Raw genomic sequence first — 26,119 nt, 5'->3', positions numbered from 1 at the left:
CTGAATAAATGGACAGATTTGTGCAAGGTTTTGGTCGGTATTTGGTTTGACCGCTAAAACCGGTTTTGGAGCGTGGCTGTTGCAGGGCTTTTTTCCTGACACGATGGTGTTGGGAGGTTTTGCTATGGCGCAGCGCGAACAACACGAACGGGTCAAACGGATGGACCGCTTGGCGGACAAGCTGCTCGGTCACAAGGCAGTGGTGATGGCGATACTGGTCGTCATTGCGATGGCGAGCGGCTTGGCGATGGCGAACCTTGGCGGCGGTACTGGCGGCGTGTCGTTTGAGCGCACTGATGGTTCGGGCTCGTTAGTGGAGCCGGGATCCGGCGATGCCTCGAGCGGAAAGACATCCGAAGGCTCTTCGTCTAAGGCGTCTGCCGCGGCAGAGGTTTATGTCGATGTTGATGGTGCCGTTGTGTCGCCCGGTGTATATCGCGTCAAGGACGGCGCGCGGGTGGCTCAGGCGATAGATGCCGCCGGCGGGCTGGCGCCCGAGGCAGACGTTACGGGGCTCAATCGGGCATCCAAGGTCGTCGATGGGCAGAAGATTCACGTTCCAACGGTGGGGGAGCAGCAGGCGTCCATTGCGGAAGCCGGTGTTGATGGTGGGGCTTCCGCATCATTGGGCGTGAGTGGCGCAACGGGCCTAGTCAACATCAATACGGCAAGCGCGGCAGAGCTGCAGACGCTCTCGGGCATCGGTCCCTCCATGGCACAGTCGATTATCGATGAGCGTACAAAGAACGGTGCTTTTGCCTCGGTTGACGATCTGATGCGTGTGTCGGGAATCGGCGAGAAGAAGCTTGCCAAAATCAAAGATTGCATCTGCGTATGAGTGCGACCGAGCGCGAACATGTGATGCCTCCGCGGCCCCTGATGCCGTGGACGATGGCCCTGTGTGCCGGCATGTGTATGAGCTGCGCCTTGGTGCTCAACGTGGCCGCTGATGCGCTGCTGAGGGAGCAGGCGCCGGCGGTCGGGCTGCTATGGGCCATTCCCGTTGCGGCGGCGGTATTCGTTGTGCTGGCTCAATCTTGTGCGCGGCTTGCCCCTTGGAAGCGGTGGCTGTATGCCGCGTCCGTCGGTCTCGTGGCGGGAGCGGTCGTCTCGGCGTGGTGGGCTGCGGGCGCGCTCAACGCCTCGAAGGCGCTCGACGGTCGAGCGGCAAGCAGCCTCGAGTTTGTCGTGCAGGGTGATCCATCCATAAACGACGACGTGTATTCCTATACCTGCGAGGTACGCGCGGACGGTAAGAACTTGGCAACGGTTCGCCTATCGTGCGACCGCGAGCTCAAGGTCGGGGCGCACGTGCGTGTTATCGGTCGCGTTTCACGTTTTGAGAACGATGCGTATGGACGATTGCGCGTGCTCCGAGGCGAGGTGCGCAAGGTTCAAGCCGTTCGGATTGTGTCGGTCGATGAGGGCTCTCCGGGGCCGCTGCTTCGGCTGCGAAATTGGCTGCTTGCGTTCATCGCGCCTGCGACCGACCCGGCACGTGCGCTCATAGCCGGTGTCGTCTGTGGTCGTTCGGCCGAGCTGCGCGCCCAGCCGGCGGGCGACTGGTTTTCGGTGACGGGAACGGCGCATCTTATCGCCGTCTCGGGCAGCCATCTGGCTATCGTGGGGTTTGTGATCGAGGGCGTATTGCAAAAGACTCGGTGCTCACGTGGTTTTCAGCGGGTGATATTGGCGATAACGCTTGTGGGCTACGCTGCCTTTACGGGCGCGTCTCCCTCGGCCGTGCGCGCGTGCTGCATGGTGTTCGCGACGCTTGTCGTAAACGGAGCGGGGCGTCGTCGGCACGGCGCATCGGCACTCTTCGTAACCATGTCCATCTTTGTGCTACTGAGGCCGACGGTGCTGTTCGAGATGGGCTTTCAGCTTTCATGTGCCAGCGTCTTTGCCATCCTGTGCTTTTGCCCGTATGCTACCTACGCTTTGGGTGAGCTGAGCGTGCCGTCGGGCATTGCCAGCATGCTCTCCGTCACACTGTGCTCGCAGTTGGCGACGCTCCCCATCACCATTCCTGCCTTTGGTACGTTCTCGCTCATTGCTCCGTTGGCAAATGCGGTCATCGGTCCGGTGGTGAGCGTACTGCTTGCTGTGTCGATCGTGCTGGTTCCCTTTTCGCTCGTGGCGCCGTCGCGGACTTGGGCGCTCGTTGTGCCCATGATTGCCGCCCGTTGCGCGCTGTTCTTCGAGCGGCTGTTTGCCGCCGTGCCGGGTGCATCCGTGAGCGTGCCGCCCGATAGCATGTGGATTTACCTAGTGCCGTGTTTGCTGGCGGTTCTGCTTGTCCGGTGGCCGCGTCCCCGTGCACGTCCTATGGCGGTGGGGCTTGCATGCCTGGTGCTCTTGGCTGCGATTCCGTACGTCTACTGGGATCGATTCGCTCCGCCTTCGGTGACGGTGCTCGATGTGGGCCAGGCCGATGCGATTCTTATCCGCCAGGGCGGCGCAGTAGCACTCGTCGACTGCGGGCTCGACGAGCGCGTGGTGGCGGCGTTGGTCCGCAATAACGTGCACCATATCGATGCCGTCTTTGTGACGCATTGGGATGAGGACCACTGGGGTGGTCTGCCTGCCGTGCTCGAACAGTTTTCGGTCGGAACGATTGCCGTGGCGGCTGATGCGCTGGAGGATGCTCCTGCCGAGGTGTTGAACCGACCTGGCGTGGAGTATCGGCAGGTGCGCCGTGGGGATACAGTCGACATCGGCTCATTTTGCGCCCGCGTGATGTGGCCATTCGAGTCCGTGGATGGCGAGGGAAATGAGGACTCGCTTGTCCTGCTGCTCTCTTATATTCAGGAAGGCAAGGGCCTGCGTATGCTCCTCACCGGCGATGCCGAGCTCGACCAAGAACGGGAATTCGTGCAGGAGGTGGGGGATATCGATGTCCTTAAACTTGGGCATCACGGCTCTAAGGTTTCAGTCGATGGTGAGTTGCTGGACGTCCTGAAGCCCGAGCTTTCCCTCGCGAGCGCGGGCGAGGGGAATCGATACGGCCATCCGTCCGACGCCTGCATCGATGCCGTTAAGGAAGCGGGCGGCGTGTTCGCGTGCACTATCGAACACGGCGACATTACCGTCACGCCGACTGCGAATGGCTTTGCGATGCGATGCCAGCGACCGTGACGACGTCGTTGGCGTGTGGTGGGCCCCTGGGCTAGAATGGCACGGAGCGAATACGAAGGCCTGCGGGAGGGGAGCGCAATGTCCGAAACCGGTCTGCTGCCGGCATATCTGATTGTCGGTACCGACGGAGTCAAGCGCGATCACGCCGTCTCGCGTATGAAAGCGCGTCTGGAAAAGTCGGGTATGGTCGAGTTCAACCTCGACGAGCGCGACATGACCAAGGACCCCGATATCGAGTCGATTATCGGATCGCTTAACACCTTTCCGATGGGCAGCGAGTTTCGCCTGGTAATCCTTGATGGCTGCTCAAAGCTCGCCAAGGCGGTCTCGGAGCCGCTCGTCGAGTATCTGGCGAGTCCCAGCCCCACAACGGTTTGCCTCATAATCGCCGATTCGCTTGCCAAGAACACGCGCCTGTACAAGGCAATCGCCAAGATTGACAAGAAGGCCGTGATCGATTGCTCCGGCACCAAGCGCTGGGAGCTTCCGCGCCGCGTGCAGCAGATGGCGACGCAGCATGGCAAGTCGATCTCGACGGCGGCCGCCGAGGAACTTGTCTCGCGTTCGGGTGAAAACACTCGCATGCTCGATAACGACTTGGCTAAGCTTGCCCAAATGGTTGAGGCGCCTCAGATTGAGCTTGCCGATGTGGAACGCTGGATCGTGCGCACGGCCGAAGTCCAGCCCTGGGACTTTCTCAATGCGGTCTCGGCACGTGACATGCGCCGCTCACTCGAGCTTTTCAATCTACTGCCCTCCAAGAGCTACGTGTGGACCTACACATTGCTGTGCGGCCGCATTCGCGAGCTTATCGTTGCCAAGGCGCTCGATGCGCGCGGACAGGGTCGTGAGCTGGCCGCAACGCTCAAGCTCCAGTCCTGGCAGGTCAAGAATCACCTGACCTGGGCACGTCGCTTTTCGATGGCAGAGCTCGTCGCAGCGCTCGAGGGTGCGGTCGATGTGGAGCTCGCGCTCAAGGGTTCGGCCGATTCTCGGACCGCGCTTTTGCTCTGGATTACGAACATCTTGAGAAAATCGTGATGATACCTGCCTATTTGACAAATTCGTTCTATCCCTTTGAGGGGGAGCGTGCTATAATAAGCGCTTGCATGACCTCACCGTGTCTCAGAGGTGTCATACATTTTTTGCAAGGAACTCGAAAGGAACTCCAGAAGTGGCAAACATCAAGTCTCAGAAGAAGCGTATCCGCACCAATGAGGCAGCTCGCATGCGTAACAAGGCTGTCAAGTCCGAGCTCAAGACGCTGACCAAGCACGTCCAGTCCGCCGTCGCCGAGGGCGACGCCGAGAAGGCCCAGGCTGCACTCAAGACCGTCACCAAGCGTCTCGACATGGCTGCCGCCAAGCATGTTATCCACAAGAACCAGGCTTCCAACCGCAAGTCCGGTCTTGCCAAGCTCGTGAACAGCATCAACGCCTAAGTTGTAAATTTCACATCACACAGATTACGCGCATAAATGGAGCCTGTTTTATGGAACAGGCTCCATTTTTTGTATCGCTCGGGTAAGATAGTCCGCATGAATACTTCAATTGACATTTCCCACATCCGCAACTTCTCGATTGTTGCGCACATCGACCATGGCAAGTCCACGATCAGTGACCGCATTCTCGAGCTCACCCATACCGTTGACGAGCGCGATATGGAGTCGCAGCTGCTCGACACTATGGATATCGAGCGCGAGCGCGGCATCACGATCAAGTCCAATGCCGTTCGCGTGTCCTATGACGCCGACGATGGCGAGACGTATCAGTTCAATCTGATCGATACGCCGGGCCACGTGGACTTTACCTACGAGGTCTCGCGCTCGCTGGCAGCCTGTGAGGGCGCGGTGCTCGTTGTCGACGCCACGCAGGGCGTCGAGGCGCAGACCGTCTCCAACGCGACGCTCGCCATGAACGCCAATCTGGACATTGTGCCGGCCATCAACAAGATTGACCTGCCCTCGGCCCATCCCGATGAGGTTAAGACCGAGATCGAGGATGACCTGGCGATTCCTGCCGATGATGCCGTGTGTGTCTCGGGCAAGACCGGCGAGGGCATCCACGATCTGCTAGAGTCCATTGTCTTTTTGATCTCTCCGCCCAAGGGCGATGCGAACGCGCCGCTCAAGGCACTCATTCTGGATTCGTACTTCGACGAGTATCGTGGCGTCGTCGCCACGGTGCGCATCTTTGACGGCTCCATCAAAAAGGGTGATACCCTGCGCATGATGCAGGCAAAGGGCGACTTTTTGGTCGATGGCGTGGGCGTCAAGCGTCCCGCCGAGACCCCGGTCGACGCGCTCACGGTCGGCGAGGTCGGATACGTGGTCACGGGCCTGAAGGACCCCGAGGCCGTTCGCGTGGGCGATACCCTCACGTGGGCGTCGAATCCCTGCCCCGAGCCGCTTCCCGGCTACCGCGAGGCCAAGCCCATGGTCTATACGGGCCTGTTCCCGATCGATAACAAGGACTACGAGAACCTGCGTGACGCGCTCGATAAGCTGCACGTCAACGACCCGTCGTTGGTGTGGGAGCCCGAGACCTCGGTGGCGCTCGGCTTTGGCTTCCGCGTGGGCTTCTTAGGCCTGCTGCATATGGAAGTCGTCAAGGAGCGCCTGGAGCGCGAGTTCAACCTTGACCTCATTGCCACGAGCCCTTCGGTGGACTATCACGTCTATAAAACCGACGGCGAGATGATTGATGTTCGCAGCCCGCAGGATCTGCCCGAGGCTACGCGCATCGAGCGCATCGAGGAGCCCTACCTCAAGGCCAAGATTATCTGCCCGCCCGAGTATACGGGCGCCGTCATGCAGCTCGCTATCGAGCACCGCGGCATTACGACCGACATGATCCATCTCACGAGCAAATCGGTCGAGATGCGCTTTGATATGCCGCTTGCCGAGCTCATCCTGGACTTCTTTGACCAGCTCAAGAGCCGTACCAAGGGCTATGCCTCGCTCGACTACGAGTTCAACGAGTACCGTCCCTCCGAGCTCGTTAAGCTCGATATTTTGCTTTCGGGCGACGAGGTGGACGCGCTTTCGTTTATCGTCCACAAGGACAAGGCCTATGGCCTGGCCCGCGGCCTGTGTGACAAGCTCAAGGAAATCATTCCGCGTCAGCTGTTCGAGGTGCCTATTCAGGGCGCCATCGGCAACAAGATCATTGCCCGCTCCACCGTCAAGGCGCGCCGCAAGGACGTGCTTGCCAAGTGCTACGGCGGCGATATCTCGCGTAAGCGCAAACTGCTCGAGAAGCAGAAAGAGGGCAAGAAGCGCATGAAGGCCATCGGTTCGGTCGAGGTCCCGCAGGAGGCCTTTATGGCGATCCTCAAGGTGGACGAGTAGGTCCATGGCGCTTTCTGAATACAGTACGCGGCTGCTGGGTGCTTATGCCGAGCAGCCGTTCCTTATGGCTCCCATGGCGGGCGTGACCGATCCCGCCTACCGCATCATGTGCCGCCGCCGCGGTGCCCATCTTGCCTATAGCGAGATGGTGAGCGTGGCGGGTCTTGCCTATGCCAGCAATAAGACTTGGCGTCTGGTGCTGCCGGCCGACGAGGAGCAGCAGATCTGCGTGCAGCTCTTTGGCTCCAAGCCCGATCAGTTTGCGAGTGCCGTCGCTGCCGTCGAGGAACGCGTGGGCGATCGCCTGTCATTGATTGATATCAACATGGCCTGCCCGGCTCGCAAGGTCGTCACCAAGGGCGAGGGCTCGGCGCTTATGCGCACTCCCGATCTGGCCGAGCAGATCGTCGAGGCGGCGGTGGGCGCGGCGCATGTGCCCGTGACCGTAAAGATTCGCAAAGGCTTTTACGCCGAGGACCGCAATGCCGCGACGTTTGCCCAGATGCTCGAGGGGGCAGGGGCCGCTGCGGTGGCGGTACATGGTCGCTGTGCCACGCAGCTCTATACGGGCCAGGCCGATTGGTCGGTCGTCGATGAGGTGGCCGACGCCGTCGAGATTCCCGTGATCGGTTCGGGCGACGTTTTCTCGGCCGAGGATGCGGCGGAGCGTCTGCGCAGCTCCGGCGCCAGCGCCGTGTTCATCGCGCGCGGTATCTATGGCAACCCCTGGGTGTTCGGCGATGCTCGCGCCCTTGCGCTCGATGGCACGCCGGTGCCGGTGCGTAGCTCGGTCGAGCGACTGGGCGCTCTGCGCGAGCACCTGACGCTCACGCACGAGCTGTTGCCGCTCATGTCGCGTGCCCGTACGTACGCGAGTTGGTATTTAAAGGGCATGCCCCATGCTGCGGCCTGGCGCGCCCAGGTGGTGCGCTGCTCCACGTACGAGGAGTTCATGGCAGTGGTCGATGATATCGAGCGCGATGTGGTGGCCTGCGAGGCCGCACTTGCCGCCGGCGAGTCGGTGCCCCCTCATCCGCTGGAGGCCTAAGGGTGGCCGTTACCGCGCTGTACGTGCACGTGCCGTTTTGCGCCCAAAAGTGCCGGTACTGCGACTTTGACTCGCGCAGTTTTGCTCCGTGCGACCTGAGCGCTGCGCTCGATGCCTATTTTGAGCAGTTGTATGCGCGCCTTGATGCCTTTGGAGACGTCGGGGCGCTTGCGCAGATCCGTACCGTCTATGTTGGCGGCGGCACGCCGTCGCTGGCGGGGGAGCGTCTGGTAGAACTCGCCCGGCGTATCTCTGCGTGGTGCAAGCCCGTTGAGTTTACCTGCGAAGCCAATCCTGAGTCGCTGACCGCCGAGCTTACCGCTGCGCTTGCCAAGGTTGGTGTCACACGCGTCTCTCTGGGCGTGCAAACGCTCGATAACGCCGAACTTACCGCCATCGGTCGCATTCACGATGCCGATCGGGCGCTCGCTGCCATCACGACGGTTAAGGACGCTGGGCTCGATGTGTCCTGCGACCTCATGTGTGGCCTTCCCGGGCAGACCGCCGTAAGCTGGCAGCGCACGCTCGATGGCTTGTTGGCGGCGGCGCCGCATCACGTATCGGTGTACCCGCTCACGCTTGAGGAGGGCACGCCGCTCTACCGCATGGCGTGTCGCGACGAGTCGCTCGAGCCCGACGAGGATTTTCAGGCTGCATGCATGGATGCGGCGCGCGAGCGCCTGGGTGCGGCCGGCTATCACCCGTATGAGGTGGCAAGCTACGCGCTCGACGGCCATGAGTGTGCCCACAACATTGCCTATTGGACCGGACAGGGCTATCTGGGCTTGGGTCGCTCTGCCGCCGGTATGCTCGACGCCGAGGATTTCGATCGCCTGGCCGGGCTGTTTCCCGACGTGCCCGCTCGCGGCGATGCATATCGCGTGCGCTTGGTGCAACGCGACGATGCCGCGACGACGTTTGATGCCGAGTATCTGTCGCAGCGCGAGGCTGCGGCCGAGGATTTGATGCTCGCCTGCCGCATGACGCGTGGCATTGGGCCCGACCTGTTGGTTCGCTCGGCAAACGTGATCGCTGCAGATGAGTTGGCGGCGACCTGTGACCGTGCGCTCGAGTTGGGCCTTGCCACTTGGGTGCCCGATGGCGTTGAGGGGCTTGCGGAGCGCGTCGCCTCGAAAGACGTTATCGCAGGTCGCGTCCGTGCTCGTTTGGCGCCCAGCCACTTGGGCTGGCTCGATGGAAATGTGCTGTTCGAGCTGTTTTGGGGTCTAGCCTAGGCCGCTCGGGTAGAATTACCGCAATATATACGCTGCTGTGAGCAGGAGGTTGCCGCGCATGGCGACGATGAACGAAAAAGATTACTACGAGATTTTGGGTGTCTCCAAGGACGCCACCTCGCGTGATATACAGAAGGCCTTCCAGCAAAAGGCCCGCAAGCTCCATCCGGACGTCAACAAAGAACCGGATGCCGAGGAAAAGTTCAAAGAGGTTTCCGAGGCCTATGCCGTGCTTTCGGACGAGCAGAAGCGTGCGCGCTACGACGCCATGCGCTCGGGCAATCCCTTCGCCGGCGCTCCTACGGCTTCTCCCTATGGCGGCGGCTACGCCGGTAGCGCGGGCTATGGCAATCCCTTTGAGGGCGGCTTTCCCTTTGGTGGCGCCTGGGGCCAGCCGCGTCGCGGGCAGGCTGCCTACAATCCCGAGAACGGCGCCAACGTGGTCGTCGATATCAAGCTCGACGCCAAGGAGGCCAAGGGCGGTGCCCGCAAGACCGTCCGCTATACGCGCTTCGATACCTGTGGTCACTGCGGAGGTTCGGGTTCTGTTTCGTCCGAGCATGCACATACTTGTCCGAGCTGCGGTGGTCGCGGCCACATCGACGTCGACCTGTCTTTCCTGTTTGGCGCCGGCACGTTTCAGTCGGTCTGCCCCGAGTGCGGCGGTTCCGGTAAGGTCGTCGCCGATCCCTGCCCCGATTGCGGCGGCAGCGGCCGTGTCCGTGTGACCTCCGAGCAGACGATTGAGTTTCCTGCCGGTACGCACGATGGCGATGATGTCCGTATTGGTGGCATGGGTCACGCCGGCACCAACGGTGCCTCGGGCGGCGATCTGGTCGGCCGCGCCCATGTCGAGGCCGAGCGTCTGGAAGGCAAGGCCCGTGCCGGTTTTTACCTGATGGGCATCGTGGCGCCGTTTTTGGTGCTATCGGCCATCTCGGGCGTGTTCTCGGCCTTTGCCGTGATGTGCTTTATTCCGTTTGCCATGGGCCTGTTTATGGTGCTCTCGGATGGCGTGCTGCATCGCAGCCTGCTGTGGTGGAAGCGCGGCGCGATGCAGTTTGTCAACGGTTTTGCCAACGGATTTATGTTTGCGCTCGTGTCGGTTTGGTTTGCGAGCTGCTCGCAGCGTGCCATGCTTTCGCCTTACGGAATGCAATAACATCAAACCCTCTGTTTGCGGCCGGCCCAGCTTGGGTATAGGACGCACTGTGACAATAATGAAAGTCGGAAGGATTCGGTCGTGTCGGAAAATAGGGATTACTACGAGGTGCTTGGCGTCGACAAGGATGCCGACGCGCGGACGATTAAGCGCGCGTTTCTAAAGAAGGCCCGTACCGTACACCCGGACGTTTCGGACGACCCCGAGGCCGAGGCCAAGTTCAAAGAGCTCAACGAGGCCTATTCCGTTCTTTCCGACGAGCAGAAGCGTGCTAACTACGACCGTTACGGCACCGCGGACGGCCCCGGTGGCTCTGGCTATGTCGACATCAACGATATCTTTGGCGGCATGGGCATGGACGACCTGTTCTCGTCGTTCTTTGGCGGCGGTGCCGGCGGTGGCGCCCGAAATCGCCGTGAGCGTCGTCGCGGCCGCGATATGGCCATCTCCCTTTCGGTGACCCTTGAGGAGGCGGCACTCGGTTGCAAAAAGACGATCAGCTATGACCGCCTTGCCCCCTGCGAGGATTGCAACGGCACTGGTAGGGCCGAGGGCGCACAGGAAAAGCAGTGCAGCCGCTGCCACGGCACGGGCTATGTCACGACGGTCCAGCGTTCGTTCCTAGGCCAGGTCCAGTCTTCTTCGCCCTGTCCCGACTGCCACGGCGAGGGCACGGTCATCGATCATCCCTGCGAGACCTGCGACGGTCAGGGTCGTACGCCTTCGCACGAAAAGATCGACATCGATATTCCCGCCGGTGTTTCGACCGGTCGCCAGCTGCGCGTGAGTGGCTTTGGCGAGGCCGGCCTTCGCGGTGAGCCCTCGGGCGACCTGATCGTCAACGTGCGTGTCGCCGACCACGAGCGTTTTAAGCGTAATGGCGATGACCTGTACTTGGTGAGCGATATCTCGATTGCGCAGGCCGCGCTCGGTTGCGAGATCGAGGTCGAGGGCATTATGCCTGACGAGGTCGTCAAGGTGACGGTTCCCGCCGGCACACAGTACGGTGACACCGTGAGCGTCAACAATTACGGCATGCCGCGTATCGGCGGTGGCGGTTCGCGCGGTCGTCTGATCGTGCAGATGCGCGTGGTCGTCCCCACGAACCTTTCCAACAAGCAGCGCGAGCTGCTTCGCGCCTTTGCCGACGAGATGGGCGATGACGTCGCATCCGGTAAGAAATCCGTGACCGATCGCATCAAGAGCGCTCTCGACGACATCCTCGATTAAGGAGCCCGCGTGCTCGCACCTCATATCTCTGTCGTCAACCTCGGCTGCCGCGTCAACCGGGTTGAGTCCGACCGTATCACTGCCGATCTCATGCGCCTGGGCTTTGCGATGGTGGAGCCTCAGGATGCTGAGCTGATCGTCATTAACACCTGTGCCGTTACGGGCGAGGCCGAGGCCAAGACCCGTAAGGCCGTTCGCCATGCGCTGGCTTATCCAAACGAACCCTATGTGATCGTGACCGGATGCGTTGTCAATTTGCATCCCGAGGAGCTGCTGGAGCTTTCGGACCGCGTGATTGCCGAGCCGTCCAAGATCGATGTTGCCGACCGCGTTTGCGAAGTGCTAGGCGTTGAATCCGACAGCGTCGCCGCTTGCAGCGATAGCGATGTGGTCGATGCGCTTGGGCGCTCCCGCTTGGGCGTAAAGATCCAAGACGGCTGCAATCACCGCTGCACCTACTGCATCGTGTGGAAGGCGCGCGGCCCCGAGCGCTCCGTGCCTGTCGAGTCTGTGCTCGAGCAGGTGCTCGAGGCCCAGGAGGCCGGCGTGCCCGAGGTCGTGCTGACGGGCGTGAACCTCGGTGCCTACGACGGCAAGAGCGCGACCGACGAACACGTGGAGATCGACGAGCTGCTCGAGACCATCATGGAGCGCACCTCGATTCCCCATGTGCGCATTTCTTCGGTGGAACCCATGGATATCTCCGAGCGCCTGCTGAAGGTCATGGCTCGCTATCCGCAGCGTATCGCCCCGTTTTTGCACCTGCCCGTGCAGTCCGGTTGCACGGCGACCCTGCATCGTATGGGCCGTCCCTATAGCGCTGAGTCCTTCGAGGGCACGGTGCGTATGATTCGCGAGATTTTGCCGCAGGCTTCGCTTTCGTGCGATGTCATCGTCGGTTTTCCCGGCGAGACGGACGAGGAGTTTGAGGAGTCGCTGGCGCTCTGCCGTCGCGTGGGCTTCTCGCGTATGCACGTGTTCCGCTACAGCAAGCGCCCCGGCACCTTGGCGGCCGATATGCCCGACCAGGTGGCGCCCGAGGTCATGGCTGAGCGCAGCCGTCGCATGCGCGCGGCGGCCCAGGAGCTCGCCGTTGCCGACGCCCGTCGCCGCGTGGGCTCCGTCGAGCGTGCCGTGCTCGAGTATGGCGACAACCTGACGCTCGGCTCCTTCCATCATGCCCGCCTTGACGATACCCGTGGACTCACGGCCCCGTGCCTGCTCGATGTTGCTATCATCGGAGTCGATGATTCCGGCTTGGTCCATGCACGCAGGGAGGTTCATGGAAGCCTCGAAGATTAGACTTACCGTTCCCGAGGGAATTGACCCCTCTCGTGTGCTGGGCGCTGGTGACGGCGTTCTGCGCACGCTCGAGGGCCTGGTTCGCGCCCACGTGGTTGCCCGTGGTGACAGCATCGCCGTGGGCGGTGACCCGGATGAGGTTGAGCTCGTGGCGCGCTTTTTCGAGCATGCTTTTCGCGAGGCGGCCGCCGGGCGCACACTGTCTGCCGACGATGTCTCTCGCTGCCTGGCCGTCTTGCGCGACGGTGAGCACGAGGCTACGTCGCTTCGCGATGACGTGCTGCTTTCGTATCGCGGCCGTGCCATTCGCCCCAAGACGCTGGGCCAAAAGCGCTATGTGGATGCCATCCGCACGCATACCATCACGTTTGGCCTGGGTCCTGCCGGCACCGGTAAGACCTATCTGGCCATGGCGCTCGCCGTTGCCGCGCTCAAGCGCCACGAGGTGGGCCGGCTGATCTTGACGCGTCCGGTTGTCGAGGCGGGGGAGAACTTGGGCTTTTTGCCCGGCACCCTCGAGGAAAAGATCGATCCCTACATGCGTCCGCTCTACGACGCCCTTTTTGACATGATGGATCGCGAGCGCACCGATGAGCTTATGGAGCGTGGCGTGATCGAGATCGCCCCGCTTGCCTACATGCGCGGCCGCACGCTGAGCGATGCCTTCGTGGTGCTCGACGAGGCGCAAAATACCACGCCTGAGCAGATGAAGATGTTCCTGACGCGCTTGGGCTTTAACTCCAAGTTTGTGATTACCGGCGACCTGAGCCAGCGCGACCTGGTGGGTCGTCGTGGCGGTCTTGCCGACGTTGAGCAGATTTTGGGCCGTGTCGACGATGTCGCATTTTCGCACCTCGAGCGCGCCGACGTGGTGCGCCATGCCTTGGTGGGACGTATCGTCGAGGCATACGACACTTATGATGACGTGCGCGAGCAGCGCCCGCGCGACCGAAAGGAGTCCCGTTGAGTGTATTGATCAGCAACGATGCCGAGCTCGATACGCTGCTCGATGCGCAGGAGGTGGAGCACATCTGCGAGGTCGTGCTTGCCGCCGAGGGCGTTGAGCGTGAAGTCGAGATTTCCCTTTCGTATGTCGACGAGGACGAGATGCACGAGCTCAACCACGAGTGGCGCGGTATCGATCGCACCACCGATGTACTCTCGTTTGAGTGCGATTCGGCCTTTGACGATGACATTCCCGCCGATGAGACGCTCGAGCTCGGCGATATTATCTTGGCCCCGCAGGTTATTGCCCGTCAGGCCCCCGGTTTTGGCAATAGCCCCGCTGACGAGTGCCGTCTGATGCTCGTTCACGGCATGCTGCACCTGCTGGGCTATGACCACATCGAGGACGACGAGGCCGAGGTCATGGAGGCCCGCGAGGACGCCATCCTGCGCGATTTGGCGCTCGAGCGCGGCGAGGACCCCAAGCTAGTCCACGTCGGCCCCATCACCAACCACGCCCACGACTAGGAGCCGTCTATGATTCCCGGATCGAACAAGGACCATCCGTCCTTCTTAAAGTCGTTTTCTTACGCTATGGAGGGCTTCGTCACCGCCGTCAAGACCGAGCGCAACATTAAGGTCATGCTCGTGGCGGGCGTGTGCACCGTCATTGCAGGCTGCATCGTGGGGCTCGACATTGCCGAGTGGGCCACGATTATCATCTGTTGCGGCCTGGTGATCCACGGCGAGCTTTGCAATACCGCCATGGAGGCCATCGTCGACCTGGCGACCCAGGAGCTCCATCCGCTGGCCAAGCGTGCGAAGGACATCGCCGCCGCCTCCGTATACGTTCTTTCCATCACCGCCGCGATTGTGGGCTTGCTGGTATTTGCCCACGCGCTCGGCTTTATTTAGAAAGGGATTCCCATGTCCGACAATATGCAGCCTACCGATGAGATTTTGGACGACGAGTCCCTGGACGCGGTGGATACCGAGGAGCTCGAGGATGTCGAGGAGTTCGACCCGTTTGAGGGTATGAGCGACGAGGAACTCGACGCCCTGTGCGACGAGGACGACAACCTCGCGGGCTTTGGCGACGTGGAGCCCGGTTTCCGCAGCGGCTTTGTGGCCCTGGTCGGTCGTCCCAACGCTGGCAAGTCCACGCTGCTTAATGCCTGCTATGGCAAAAAGGTCGCCATCACCTCGCCGGTGGCCCAGACGACCCGCCGCCGCATGCGCGCCGTCGTTAGCCGTCCCGGCTACCAGCTGGTCTTTGTCGATACCCCGGGTATCCACAAGCCCAAGGACGGTCTGGGTTCCGAGCTCAACAAGAGTGCGTTGTTCGAGCTGAACGATGTTGACGTCGTCGCGTTTTTGATTGATGCCACCAAACCTATCGGCAGGGGAGACGCTTGGGTTGCCGAGCGCGTCAGATGCGCCCGTTCCAAGAAGGTTCTGGTGCTCACTAAGGCCGATGAGGCCGACCCCGCACAGGTCATGGAGCAGCTTAAGGCTGCCCACGAGCTCATGGAATATGACGATGAGATCGTGACGTCGTCGGTCAAGAACTTCAACGTCGATGCCTTTATCGAGACCGTTGCGCACTTTTTGCCCGAGGGTCCGCGTTGGTTCCCCGAGGACATGGGTACCGACGCTTCCGATGAGACGCTCGTTGCCGAGTTTGTGCGCGAGAAGGTCTTGCGCCGCACCCGTGATGAGATTCCGCACTCCGTTGGCGTGATCTGCGATGCGCTTGAGCAGACCAAGAAGGTGCTGCGCGTGCACGCCACCATTTACGTCGAGCGCGAGGGCCAAAAGGGCATCATCATCGGCAAGGGCGGCGAGATGATCAAGCATATCGGTATCGACGCCCGTCGCGATCTTGAGCGCATCTTTGGCACGCAGGTCTTTTTGGAGCTGGACGTGAAGGTCAAGGCCGGCTGGCGTGACGACGAGGCCCAGATTCGCCGCTTTGGCTATAACGCCGAGGACTAAGGACGCGCGGCGCGCATGGCAGGCTCCCGGACATATCGCACGAAAGTGGTCGTGCTCGATAAGACTAAGCTCAAAGAGACCGACCTGATCTTGACGATGCTTGACGAGCGGGGGCGGCAGGTTCGTGCCGTGGCAAAGGGCGCCCGCAAACCCGGCGGACGCCTGGCTGCGCGCTGCGAGCTGTTCTGTACGGTCGATATGCTGCTCGCACATGGACGGTCACTCGACGTGGTTTCCCAGGCCGAGCTTATGGAGGCGCCGCTCGGCGCTGCGCCCGATTACGAGACGACCTGCGCCGCAAGCGCGATCGCCGAGGTTGCGCGCGTGTGCTCGTTCGAGGACGCCGAGGACCCGTTTACCTTTGCCATCACGCAGCGAGCGCTTGCCCTGGTGGGCAGCGGGCTTGACACGGCGCATATGGACCTACTTGTGGCGGCATATGTCTTTAAGCTGCTGTCGCACGTTGGCTATCGACCCGATTTTTCGGCCTGTGTGCTGTGCGGAGACCCCATGCTGTCGTATTTTTCAGCCCAGGCGGGCGGTCTCATGTGCGGGTCGTGCGCGTCGAGCGTTCCAGGTGCCGAACTGGTGTCGACCGGTGAGACCGCATGGCTGCGCGCCCTCATGTCCATGACCTTCGATGCGCTCATGGCCGAGCGAATCGACCCGCATACGGCGGCATTCCTGCTCGGGCTTTCGCATGTTTGGGCTGCGACGCACACCGATCAGCGCCTCCGCGCGATGGAATTCATGTTGGGTCGGTGATGATGCGCAGGCGCGGGCTGCTTGTGGTAACATACCGACCTGTTGGTACCTCGACCTTGGTTGTTCGCTCCACCGGCGGCTTCCCAGTCCGAGGCGAATCGAGTCGCCCGTGGGCGACGCAAAACGAAAGGTGAAACAATGACTGTTTCCAAAGAGCGCAAGGCGGAGCTGACTGCCCAGTTCGGTAACACCCCGGTCGACACCGGCAACCCCAAGGTTCAGGTCGCCATCCTGTCCGAGCGCATCAAGGAGCTGACCGAGCACATGAAGTCCCACCAGAAGGACTTCCACACCCGTCGTGGCCTGCTCATGCTCGTCGGTCGTCGTCGTCGTCTTCTTTCCTACATCAAGAAGAACGACATCGTCGAGTACCGTGAGCTCATCAAGGCTCTGGGCATCCGCGACAACATCCAGTAGGATTTGTACATGCTAAGAGCGTCCTGCGCAGCGGGGCGCTCTTTTTGTGTAAGGGCGCGAACAATCACGCTCTGAAGCGTGGCGGGGGCAGGGGGCCCGCGTCACATGAGAAGCCCGCAGGCAAGGGGCCTGTGGGGTAAAGGAGAACAATGACACTCGTATCCAAGACCTTTGAGCTGTACGGCAAGACCTACACCTTCGAGTCGGGCGAGCTTGCCAAGCAGGCCACCGGCGCCTGCCTGGTCAAGCAGGGCGACACCACGATGCTCGACACCGTGGTCGTCTCCAAGGAGCGCAAGAACTACGACTTCTTCCCGCTGACCGTCGACTTCAACGAGAAGATGTACGCCGCAGGGCGCATCCCGGGTGGCTACCTCAAGCGTGAGGGCCGTCCCAGCGAGAAGGCCACGCTCACCGCGCGCATGATCGACCGTCCGATTCGCCCGAGCTTCCCGGACGGTTTCCGCAACGAGGTGCACATCGTCGCCACCTCGCTTGTCGCCGACCAAGTCAACCCCTTTGACGTCATCAACGTCATGGGTGCTTCCCTGGCCATGACGCTCGGCGGCGTGCCCTTCGAGGGCCCGCTTGCCTGCGTGCGCATCGGCCGCAACGTGGAGACCGGCGAGTTTATCGTCAACCCCACCTACGAGGAGCGCGAGAACTCCGATCTGGACCTGGAGCTGGGCGGATCCGCCGACTTCATCTCGATGGTCGAGGCCGGCGCCGAGGAGATCTCCGAGGACGACATGCTCGCCGCCATGAAGTTTGGCCAGGAGGCCCTTGCCGCTTTCTGCCAGGCTCAGGACGAGTTCGTCGCCGAGTGGGAGCAGGTCAACGGCCCCATCGTCAAGAAGGAGTACCCGCTCGACCAGCCCGTCGAGGAGGTCCAGGAGCGCATCTTCGCCCACTACGACGAGATGGCAGCCGCCCTTCGTGACGCCGACAAGCTCTCCCGTATCGGCAAGGTTGAGGCTCTGAAGGAGTCCATCCGTGCCGAGTTCACCGAGGAGGAGCAGGCCGCTTGGGAGCGCGAGATCCCCGTGGCGCTCAAGAAGCTCGAGAAGAAGGCCATGCGCACCATGGTCGTCGAGACCGGTGAGCGCGTCGACGGTCGTGCCGCCGACGAGATCCGTCCCATCATGGTGAAGGACAACTACCTGCCGCTCGTTCACGGCTCCGGTTTGTTCCAGCGTGGCCAGACCCAGGTGCTCTCGGTTCTTTCGCTCGGCATGCTCAACGAGGGCCAGCGTCTGGATACCATCGAGCCCACCGAGGGCAAGCGCTACATGCACCACTACAACTTCCCGCCTTTCTGCACCGGCGAGACCGGCCGCATGGGCAGCCCCAAGCGCCGCGAGATCGGCCATGGCAATCTGGCCGAGCGCGCTCTGCTTCCGGTGCTTCCCGACGAGAACGAGTTCCCCTACGCCATCCGCGTCGTCTCCGAGGTCATGGAGTCCAACGGCTCCTCTTCGATGGCTTCGACCTGCGGCTCCACGCTCGCCCTTATGGACGGCGGCGTGCCCATTAAGCGCCCGGTCTCCGGTATCGCCATGGGCCTGATCCAGGAGGAGGGCAAGACCGTGGTGCTGTCCGACATCCAGGGTCTCGAGGACTTCCTGGGCGACATGGACTTTAAGGTCACCGGCACCACCGAGGGCATCACCGCCCTGCAGATGGACAACAAGGCCACCGGCCTCACCTTCGACATCCTGGCCCGCGCTCTGCAGCAGGCCAAGGAGGGTCGCGCCTTCATCCTGCAGAAGATGCTCGATGTGATCCCCGAGCCGCGCCACACCACGCGCAGCACCGCTCCGCGCATCGTTTCCATCCAGGTTCCGACCGACAAGATCCGCGACGTCATCGGTTCCGGCGGTAAGGTCATCCGCGGTATCCAGGACGAGACCGGCGCCTCGGTCGACATCCAGGAGGACGGCACCGTCTTTGTCGGCGGCACCGGCGAGTCCGTCGACCAGGCCGTCGAGCGTATCAAGCTCATCATCAAGGTTCCCGAGCCGGGCGAGGAGTACACCGGTCGCGTGGTCTCCATCCAGCCCTTCGGCGCCTTCGTCAACCTGCTGCCCGGTAAGGACGGCCTGCTGCACATCTCCCGCGTCGCCAAGGGCCGCGTGGAGAAGGTCGAGGACGTCCTCAATGTGGGCGACGAGGTCAAGGTCGTCGTCATCGAAGTCGATGACCGCGGCAAGATTTCGCTCGATCGTCTGGATAAGCCCGAGGCCCCGGCTCGCGCCGAGGGTGCCTCAGAGGGCGACGGCGAGCACTTCCAGCGCCGTGAGCGTCCGCGTCGCGAGCGCTCCGAGCGCAGCGACCGTCCGCGCCGTCCCGGCGACAACGGAGGCCGCAAGCCCCGCCGTCACCACGACGCCGAGTAACAGCTACACATAAGCAGTTCAACAAGGGCGACTCCGCAATGGGGTCGCCCTTTTGCTTGCGCCCGGGAGGGCCGCATATGAAGTTTCCTGCTCTACAGTCCTGCGCAAGACGGAAAGCACATTAAGTGCTTTCCTTTGCGTGCGGAACTCGCGATAAACTTCATATGCGGCCCTCCCGGGCGCAAGCAAAAGGGCTGGTTAGTGCCGCTCGCTATTGAGTTAGACAGTCTATTCAGTAGTCAGATTTCGGATCTGTAGATAGACACAGCAGTATTTCCCCTGATAAAACCTACCAAAATAAACCTATCTCATATTGGCAGGTCAGGGCTCAGCGGCCCCGGCACGGGCTAAGTTTATCGCGAGTTCCGCACGAACAGGAGGCCACTTAATGTGGCCTCCGTCGTGAGCAGGACTGTAGAGCAGGAAACTTAGCCCGTGCCGGGGCCGCTGAGCCCTGACCGGCGGGATACACAGGTTCAGATGGGGCTTTGATGCATGGGTGGTCTGTGCTCGTGCAAATGGGTATCATGTTTTGGTTATTGCATCGACTCTGTGATGCATGTTTGTACGTTCCCGGCGGTCGGTTTGCCAGAAGCGCCCCGCCGGTTGTTCCAGACCCGTTTCGAAGAAAGGAAACCACACTAACCTATGGCAGCTAAAAAATCATCTCCCTTGAAGATCATTCCGCTCGGCGGCCTTGACGGCATCGGCAAGAACATGACGGTCTTCGAGTGCGGCGACGACATGGTGCTCGTCGACGCTGGCCTCATGTTCCCCGACGACTCCCAGCCCGGTATCGACCTGGTGCTTCCTGACTACACCTACGTTCTTGAAAACGAGGAGAAGCTCCGCGGTATCGTCGTCACCCACGGCCACGAGGACCACACCGGTTCGCTTCCGTACCTGCTGCAGGACCTCAACAATAAGGTGCCCATCTTTTCGAGCAAGCTGACGCTTGGCTTTATCGAGGGCAAGCTTTCTGAGTTCCGCATCCGCGCACCCAAGTTCCGCGAGGTCAAGGGCGGCAGCCATGTCAACCTCGGCGGCATCTCGCTCGACTTCTTCTCGATGACGCACTCCATTCCCGGCGCTCTGGGCGTGTTCATCCGCACCAACCAGGGTACCGTTATGCACACCGGCGACTTTAAGCTCGACCAGACGCCCATCGACGGCGTCACGCCCGACTATGCCGCTATCAGCCGCTTTGCCAAGCAGGGTATCGACCTGCTGCTTTCCGACTCCACCAACGCCACGGTTCCCGGCTTTACCAAGTCCGAGGCCGAGGTTGGTCCCAACCTGCTGCACGCCATCAAGAACGCGCCGGGTCGCGTGTTCGTTGCGTCGTTCTCGAGCCACATCCATCGTTTGCAGCAGATCTGCGATGCCGCCCGCAAGTGCGGCCGTAAGGTCGTTGTGACCGGTCGCTCCATGCTCACTAACACCCGCGTGGCGCGCGAGCTTGGCTACCTCAACATCGACGACGCCGATATCATCGATGCCTTTGACATTGATAACCTGCCTGACGACAAGATTGTTGTCATGTGCACCGGTTCGCAGGGCGAGCCGCTGTCGGCCCTGTCCCGCATGGCCAATGGCGAGCACAAGACGCTCTCCATCCACGAGGGCGATACCGTTATCCTCTCGGCAACTCCTGTTCCCGGCAATGAGAAAGCCGTCCAGCAGGTCGTCAACAGCCTGGCCAAGCTCGGCTGCGACGTGTGGGATAAGAACCGCGCCCTCGTTCACGTTTCCGGTCACGGTAGCCAGGAGGAGCTCAAGCTCCTGATGGCCATGGCCAAGCCCACGTACTTTATGCCGGTTCACGGTGAAGCCGTGCATCTGCGCGCCCATGCCCAGCTGGCCCGCAAGATGGGTCTCAAGGACGATCATATCTTTATCCTCGACAACGGCGACACGCTCGAGATGCGCGGCGGTATCGTTAAGCGCGGTACGCCCGTCGAGTCCGGCGTCGTTTACGTCGACGGCCTGCGCATCGGCGATACCGACCCCATCGTCCTGCGTGATCGTCAGAAGCTCGCCAACGACGGTATGGTTACCGCTGTTGCCATCGTCTCGCTCAAGCACAAGAAGATCGAGGCCATCGAGTTCTCGGGCCGCGGCGTCTCGTTTGCCATCGACGACCAGTTCTCCGAGGATGCCTCCGCGTCCATTATGAAGACGATCGAGAAGGGCAAGTTCAGCTTTACGAGCAGCGGTTCCGATGCCATTCGCAAGGCCGTGCGCGATTCGCTCTCTAACTTTATCTGGAGCCGTACTCGCACCCGTCCGATGATCATCCCGGTCGTCATGGAGGTTTAGTTTGGCGCGCGGATCTGCACAAAACGCCAAAGGCAATAAGGCCAATAACCAACCGGCATCTGCTAAGGGTGCCGGTTCCCATCTGCGTGCCAATAAGGGCCACGAGTCCGAGTTCGATGATTTCGAGCCCTTGGTCGAGCCCTCGGCCAACCGCGATATCGCCGGCGTGGTCATTGCCGTTTTGGCGATTGCGTCCTTTATTGCCGTGATTTCGCCGGCGACTGCGCCCGTTACGGCTGCGGTTGCCGGTTTCTACCACTTGGGCTTTGGTCTGGGCGCCTACGTGCTGCCGATCGTCATTTTGCTGTTTGCCGCCACGCTCTTTTTAGGCGAGGACTCGCCGCTCAACGTGCGCTCGGTCGCGGGCGGAGCCGTGGTCTTTATCACCGTTGTCTCCATTCTTTCGCTGATGGTGCCGGGTACGAGCGACTCGTGTGACCTTATGTTCACGCCGCAAAATCTGTCCGCCTCGGGTGGCTACATCGGTGCGTTTATTGCGAGTGCGCTGCAGAATGCCCTGGGTAAGCCTATCGCGATGGTGGTCCTGTTGGGTCTGGCCGTCGTTGGTTTTGTCATCATCGGCTTTTCGGTGGGTGGCGTGCTGCGCTCTGCTCGCGACCGCGCGGCCGATTTTGCCGAGCGCCGTCGTGCCGATGTTAACGCGAGCCCGTGGGGTGACGACGAAGCCCTGTCGGTGCCCGGCGTTGCCCGTCCGCACCTGAGCATTCTTCGTCAAAAGGGCTCCGATGCTGCCGTGACCACGGTCATGGGCAACGATGTGGACCCGGTTTTGGACGATGACGACGAGGACGAGGATCCGTTTGTCGACGTATCCGATGCCGTGGAGGCCGAGCGCGCTAAGACGACGCTGCTGCCGCGCCGTCATGTCAAGAAGGGCAAGGCCACGCCCAAGTTGAATACAAGCGAGCCCGACCCGTCTTGGTCCGATAGCGAGATTGAGCTTACCGAGGGCGATGACGAGGACGACGAGGCTCCGATTGAGACCGCAAAGACAACTTTGCTGCCGCGTCGCCATGCTAAGCGCGAACAGGTAACCGGCCAGCTTTCGATGGAAGACGACCCCGATAAGATCGACGAGTCCGAGCCGCCGTTTGCCGTGAGTCCTGTCTCGGCAACACCTCAGATTCCCGACTTCTTGAAGCATCCCAAGGTTGCCGATACGGCTGTCGCGGGCGCTGCCGAGGCGCCTACTCCTAGCGATGGGGGAGCGGACGGCGGCGCCGCAGATAACGAGGGCGAAGAAGAGGACGGCCTCAAGCTTCCGCCGCTCGAGATCCTGCACGCCAACCCGCAGTCGGCGTCCGCCGCGTCTTCGGACAAGGAGCTGGAGCAGACTGCCGAGTCGCTTCAGTCCACGTTGCTTGAGTTTGGCCGCAGTGCCCGCGTGGTCGGCTGGATCGCCGGCCCCACGGTGACGACCTTTAAGCTGCAACCTGGCGAGGGCGAGCGCGTGAGCAAGATCTCGAGCCTCGAGGACGATATCGCGCTTTCGCTCGCTGCCCAGTCGGTGCGTATCTTTGCCCCGATCCCCGGCACCTCGCTCGTGGGCATCGAGATCCCCAATCGCAAGCGCCAGAACGTCAACCTGGGCGACGTGCTGCCCTATGTGAAGGGCGGTCCGCTCGAGCTCGCAATCGGGCGCGATGCCGAGGGCACGCCGGTCGTCGCCGACCTTGCCAAGATGCCCCACCTGCTGATCGCCGGTACCACTGGTTCCGGTAAGTCGGTGATGATCAACTCCATCATCACGACCCTGCTCATGCGCGCGCTTCCCGAGGACGTTCGCTTGATCATGGTCGACCCCAAGCGCGTCGAGCTTGCGGGCTATAACGGCCTGCCGCATCTTTATGTACCGGTCGTTACCGAACCCAAGCAGGCCGCGAGCGCTCTGCAATGGGCCGTGTCCGAGATGGAGCGTCGCCTGAAGGTCTTCGAGCGCCTTAACGTGCGTAAGATCTCGACCTACAACGAAAAGCAGGCCGCCGGCGAGTTTGAGCATTACGACAACCCGCCGCAAAAGATGCCCTACCTGGTCATCATTATTGACGAGCTCTCGGACCTGATGATGGTTGCCGGCAAGGACGTCGAGGCGTCGATTGTGCGTATCGCCCAGCTGGGCCGTGCCGCCGGTATTCATCTTATCGTGGCCACGCAGCGCCCCAGCTCCAACGTGGTGACGGGCCTTATCAAGGCCAACATCACCAACCGCATCGCCTTTAACGTCGCCACGGGTATCGACTCGCGCGTCATCATCGACCAGATGGGTGCCGAAAAGCTTACCGGTTTGGGCGACATGCTGTTCTCCAAGGTCGACTGGGGCAAGCCTCGCCGTATTCAGGGATGCTTTGTTTCGGATGATGAGATCAACGAGATTGTCGAGTTCGTCAAGTCGCAGAGCGAGCCCGACTACCACGAGGAGATTCTGTCTGCCGTGGCGCCCGCTTCCATGTCCATGGCGGGTGGCGGCGGTATTGTCCGCACCGGAGTAGCCGAGCCGCAAGACGATGATCCGCTCATTTGGGAAGCCGCCCATATTGTGGTGGAATCGCAGCTTGGCTCCACATCTGGCCTGCAACGTCGTCTGAAGGTTGGCTATGCGCGTGCCGGGCGTATTATGGACATGCTGGAAGAAAAGGGTGTCGTCGGCCCGCCCGACGGTTCCAAGCCGCGCGAGGTCCTGTTGGACGAGGAGGGGCTTGCCGCGCTGGAATCTGTCGACGCCGAGATGGCACGTGAAGATCGTGAGTTTGGAGGATTCTGATGGCTGCACGCTTTGGTGACATGCTGCTCGAGCAGCGTCGCCGAATGGGCCTTTCCATTCAGCAGGTCGCCAACACCATCAAAATCAGGCCGCAGATCATCGAGTTTTTCGAGACCGGTAACTTTGCCTCGATGCCGCCGCGCGGCTATGCGCAGGGCATGATTTCGAGCTATGCTCGCTTTTTGGGCCTCAATCCGCGCGAGGTCGTCAATGCCTACTTTGACGACCTGATGGCATACGAACGCGAGACGTCGCAGCAGGGCGGTCGTTTTCAGGACGCCGCCGGCTACGTCAATTCGCGTTCCTCGGTCGATAACGGGCGCTTCCTGATGGTTCAGGGCGGTCGTTCGACCCGCTATGGACAGCGTCCTCAGCAGGCCGGTTATATTACCGAGACGGGTTCGGGCGAGGAGATTCGCTCACAGCGTGACCGGTTCCGCAGTACGCCGATGCCCGAGGACCGTGCACTTCCCGCTGCCCGCGGCGTGGCGCGTGACCCTCGTGCCGGCTACGGCGACGGCGGCTATTCCGATCGCGGTTACCGTGGTGCCTCTATGGGACGCTCTCGCGGTGGCTATGCGGATGCCGATACCACGCAGGTGACGCCGCGTCTTCGCTCTCAATCACAGCCGTATGGCCAGCGCTCTTCGGCTTCGCGTTCGGGCCAGCGTGGCTATCAAGGCCGCGGTGAGCTTGCGCCCCGCTCGGGTCAGCGCAGCCTTCAGGGCCAGGGCGGCTATCGCGGCCGTTCCGATAGCAATCGTGGTCGTATGCCTCAGGGAGGCGGCCGCAGCAGTTCCGGTCGTGGACGTGGCGGATCCCGTACTCCTCAAAACAACGGGCTCGATCCGCGTATCGTCTACGCCGGCATCGGTGCCGTGGCGCTGCTGCTGATCGTGCTCATCGTGGTGCTTCTGCGCGGCTGCGCATCTTCGGCGCCCGAGAACACGCCCGAGACGCCCACTGCTACCAAGACGACGACCAAGAAGTCTTCTAAGAAGTCCGAAACGGTCGACGAGGACGAAGACGCCGATGAGGCGACGGATGCGTCGACTGATTCGGACGCTACCAAGACGACGGCCAAGAAGGAAGAGAATGAGGTCACGAAGGTCAAGGTCTCCGTTGCCAAGGGAAAGACCGCGTGGATTGAGGTCAAGGTCGACGGCAAGTCGGTCTATGGCGCCCAGGCGACTGGCCCCTTTGAGCAGGAGTACACGCCCGAGTCCTCGATCGAGATCACCACATCCAAGCCTTCCGATGTCACCGTTACCAAGAACGGTGAAAAGGTCCGTTACGATACCAAGACCTCGGGCGTGGCACGTGTGACAATCACCGTTCCCAAGAAGGAGACGACTGATTCCGAGAATGGTGAAAGTTCTGATGGTACCGACACCACCGATGGTACCGATACCACCGACGGTACCGATGCCCAGTCCACGGATGGCGCCGATACCGCAACTGACGGTCAGACACCCACCGATTCTACCGACAATTCGTACGATAGCTACTAGGCCGCTCGTACGCGAAAGGAAACATCATGGCTAAAGATTCCAGCTTCGACGTCGTGTCCGAGGTCAACATGCAAGAGGTCGATAACGCCTTTCAGCAGACCACGCGCGAGATTTCCCAGCGCTATGACCTTAAGGATTCCGGCGCCACGATCGAGCTTTCGAAGGGCGACAAGCTCTTTACGATCAACGCCCCGGCCGACTTTGTCTCCAAGCAGATTGTCGACGTGCTGAGCTCCAAGCTCATCAAGCGCGGCATCGACCTCAAGGCCGTCTCGTGGGATGCTCCGCAGGCGGCATCGGGCGGCACCGTGCGCGTGCTCGGCCATATCGTCGAGGGTATCGACCAAGCGACCGCCAAGAAGATCAACAAGGACATCAAGGACCAAAAGCTCAAGGTCAAGGTGACCATCGAGGCCGACAAACTGCGTGTTTCCTCTGCTTCGAAGGACGCGTTGCAGTCCGTGATCCAGTTCCTGCGCGACCAGGACTACGGCCAGCCGCTGCAGTTCACCAACTACCGCTAAT

General features: G+C 61.4%; 21 protein-coding genes. All 21 read left to right on the top strand.

All coding sequences use genetic code 11. The features are described from left to right. The first annotated feature begins 160 nt into the window (after nucleotides 1-160). The 21 genes from ABHR63_RS02780 (at nucleotide 161) to ABHR63_RS02680 (ending at nucleotide 26,118) form a co-directional block, all read left to right on the top strand. Nucleotides 161-838 (top strand): helix-hairpin-helix domain-containing protein, encoded by a 678-nt coding sequence (locus tag ABHR63_RS02780; RefSeq protein ID WP_346964745.1) that lies wholly within the window; start codon nucleotides 161-163, stop codon nucleotides 836-838. Next, the gene (locus ABHR63_RS02775; RefSeq protein ID WP_346964746.1) at nucleotides 835-3,138 is read left to right on the top strand and encodes a DNA internalization-related competence protein ComEC/Rec2; all 2,304 of its coding nucleotides are present in this window, start codon (nucleotides 835-837) and stop codon (nucleotides 3,136-3,138) included. Before ABHR63_RS02780 ends, ABHR63_RS02775 begins: the two co-directional genes overlap by 4 nt. A gap of 78 nt (nucleotides 3,139-3,216) precedes the next feature. Next, nucleotides 3,217-4,179, top strand: coding sequence for a DNA polymerase III subunit delta (gene holA, locus ABHR63_RS02770; protein WP_040359839.1), 963 nt, complete (start codon nucleotides 3,217-3,219; stop codon nucleotides 4,177-4,179). Between the two features lie 133 nt (nucleotides 4,180-4,312). Continuing rightward, nucleotides 4,313-4,579, top strand: coding sequence for a 30S ribosomal protein S20 (gene rpsT / locus ABHR63_RS02765; protein WP_022094714.1), 267 nt, complete (start codon nucleotides 4,313-4,315; stop codon nucleotides 4,577-4,579). A 96-nt stretch (nucleotides 4,580-4,675) separates the two neighbouring features. Then, the gene (lepA, locus tag ABHR63_RS02760) at nucleotides 4,676-6,487 is read left to right on the top strand and encodes a translation elongation factor 4 (RefSeq protein ID WP_117770326.1); all 1,812 of its coding nucleotides are present in this window, start codon (nucleotides 4,676-4,678) and stop codon (nucleotides 6,485-6,487) included. Nucleotides 6,488-6,491: 4 nt separating this feature from the next. Then, nucleotides 6,492-7,535, top strand: a complete 1,044-nt coding sequence (gene dusB / locus ABHR63_RS02755) for a tRNA dihydrouridine synthase DusB (protein ID WP_346964747.1) — start codon at nucleotides 6,492-6,494, stop codon at nucleotides 7,533-7,535. Between the two features lie 2 nt (nucleotides 7,536-7,537). After that, nucleotides 7,538-8,770: a radical SAM family heme chaperone HemW gene (gene hemW, locus ABHR63_RS02750; protein WP_346964748.1), complete on the top strand. Its 1,233-nt coding sequence runs from the start codon at nucleotides 7,538-7,540 to the stop codon at nucleotides 8,768-8,770. Between the two features lie 58 nt (nucleotides 8,771-8,828). Then, nucleotides 8,829-9,932, top strand: coding sequence for a DnaJ domain-containing protein (locus tag ABHR63_RS02745; RefSeq protein WP_346964749.1), 1,104 nt, complete (start codon nucleotides 8,829-8,831; stop codon nucleotides 9,930-9,932). A gap of 81 nt (nucleotides 9,933-10,013) precedes the next feature. After that, nucleotides 10,014-11,162 carry a molecular chaperone DnaJ gene (gene dnaJ / locus ABHR63_RS02740; RefSeq protein WP_346964750.1) on the top strand — a complete coding sequence of 383 codons (1,149 nt, stop codon included), beginning with the start codon at nucleotides 10,014-10,016 and terminating at the stop codon, nucleotides 11,160-11,162. Between the two features lie 9 nt (nucleotides 11,163-11,171). Then, the gene (locus ABHR63_RS02735) at nucleotides 11,172-12,464 is read left to right on the top strand and encodes a MiaB/RimO family radical SAM methylthiotransferase (protein WP_346964751.1); all 1,293 of its coding nucleotides are present in this window, start codon (nucleotides 11,172-11,174) and stop codon (nucleotides 12,462-12,464) included. Then, complete coding sequence (locus ABHR63_RS02730; RefSeq protein ID WP_138112646.1) at nucleotides 12,445-13,431, top strand: PhoH family protein; 987 nt, start codon at nucleotides 12,445-12,447, stop codon at nucleotides 13,429-13,431. Before ABHR63_RS02735 ends, ABHR63_RS02730 begins: the two co-directional genes overlap by 20 nt. Continuing rightward, entirely contained in the window at nucleotides 13,428-13,937 is a 510-nt protein-coding gene (gene ybeY / locus ABHR63_RS02725) for an rRNA maturation RNase YbeY (RefSeq protein WP_117654802.1), read from the top strand. Before ABHR63_RS02730 ends, ybeY begins: the two co-directional genes overlap by 4 nt. 9 nt (nucleotides 13,938-13,946) lie before the next feature. Continuing rightward, complete coding sequence (locus ABHR63_RS02720) at nucleotides 13,947-14,324, top strand: diacylglycerol kinase family protein (RefSeq protein WP_099431794.1); 378 nt, start codon at nucleotides 13,947-13,949, stop codon at nucleotides 14,322-14,324. Between the two features lie 12 nt (nucleotides 14,325-14,336). Then, on the top strand, nucleotides 14,337-15,404 hold the full coding sequence (gene era, locus ABHR63_RS02715; protein WP_346964752.1) for a GTPase Era: 1,068 nt from the start codon (nucleotides 14,337-14,339) through the stop codon (nucleotides 15,402-15,404). Between the two features lie 15 nt (nucleotides 15,405-15,419). Next, the gene (recO, locus tag ABHR63_RS02710; RefSeq protein WP_138112644.1) at nucleotides 15,420-16,169 is read left to right on the top strand and encodes a DNA repair protein RecO; all 750 of its coding nucleotides are present in this window, start codon (nucleotides 15,420-15,422) and stop codon (nucleotides 16,167-16,169) included. Between the two features lie 138 nt (nucleotides 16,170-16,307). Next, nucleotides 16,308-16,586 (top strand): 30S ribosomal protein S15, encoded by a 279-nt coding sequence (gene rpsO, locus ABHR63_RS02705; RefSeq protein ID WP_035138510.1) that lies wholly within the window; start codon nucleotides 16,308-16,310, stop codon nucleotides 16,584-16,586. 149 nt (nucleotides 16,587-16,735) lie between these two features. Beyond that, on the top strand, nucleotides 16,736-18,982 hold the full coding sequence (locus ABHR63_RS02700) for a polyribonucleotide nucleotidyltransferase (protein WP_055309899.1): 2,247 nt from the start codon (nucleotides 16,736-16,738) through the stop codon (nucleotides 18,980-18,982). Nucleotides 18,983-19,630: 648 nt separating this feature from the next. Beyond that, nucleotides 19,631-21,301, top strand: coding sequence for a ribonuclease J (locus ABHR63_RS02695; protein WP_022094702.1), 1,671 nt, complete (start codon nucleotides 19,631-19,633; stop codon nucleotides 21,299-21,301). Nucleotide 21,302: 1 nt separating this feature from the next. Beyond that, nucleotides 21,303-24,083 carry an FtsK/SpoIIIE family DNA translocase gene (locus tag ABHR63_RS02690; protein WP_346965329.1) on the top strand — a complete coding sequence of 927 codons (2,781 nt, stop codon included), beginning with the start codon at nucleotides 21,303-21,305 and terminating at the stop codon, nucleotides 24,081-24,083. Next, complete coding sequence (locus tag ABHR63_RS02685) at nucleotides 24,083-25,594, top strand: helix-turn-helix domain-containing protein (protein ID WP_346965328.1); 1,512 nt, start codon at nucleotides 24,083-24,085, stop codon at nucleotides 25,592-25,594. The genes ABHR63_RS02690 and ABHR63_RS02685 overlap by 1 nt, the downstream gene beginning before the upstream one ends. Before the next feature lie 26 nt (nucleotides 25,595-25,620). Beyond that, complete coding sequence (locus ABHR63_RS02680; protein WP_161160281.1) at nucleotides 25,621-26,118, top strand: YajQ family cyclic di-GMP-binding protein; 498 nt, start codon at nucleotides 25,621-25,623, stop codon at nucleotides 26,116-26,118. Nucleotide 26,119 lies beyond the last annotated feature (1 nt).

Source organism: Collinsella aerofaciens, assembly GCF_039752775.1.
In the GTDB taxonomy this organism is placed as follows: Bacteria; Actinomycetota; Coriobacteriia; order Coriobacteriales; family Coriobacteriaceae; genus Collinsella; species Collinsella aerofaciens_R.
This window is presented reverse-complemented; position numbering and strand designations above follow the sequence as displayed.